Here is a 230-nt window from a genome sequence, read left to right as displayed (position 1 = left end):
CCGGTCACCCACCCGTCAGGCAGCCGCATTGCAGAACCCTCCTTCGCCTGCCTGCGGCCGCAGGCGCATGCCTTCGACGGACCGCCACGATGCCGGCTGCAGGTTCCGGCCCTCCTTTGCGCTCCAGCCGACCGTGCGGCTCGGGCGCGGATCGGCACGCGGAACGGAGGGCACCGCGTGGCTGCCTTTCCAGCGGGCACGCCGGGGCAGGTTGGTGTCTCCGTGCCCTC

Annotated in this window: 1 protein-coding gene; it reads right to left on the bottom strand. The window is 73.0% G+C overall.

The annotated features are described in order from the left end of the window. Positions 1 to 15: 15 nt before the first annotated feature. Positions 16 to 230, bottom strand: a 215-nt coding sequence (locus KVT37_RS33280; protein ID WP_217579127.1) for a hypothetical protein, incomplete at its 5' end; no start/stop codon positions are given.

Source organism: Mesorhizobium sp. GbtcB19, from assembly GCF_019091085.1.
In the GTDB taxonomy this organism is placed as follows: domain Bacteria; phylum Pseudomonadota; class Alphaproteobacteria; order Rhizobiales; family Rhizobiaceae; genus Mesorhizobium.
Note: the sequence above shows the minus strand (reverse complement) of the source record. Positions and strands in the feature narration are given on the sequence as shown.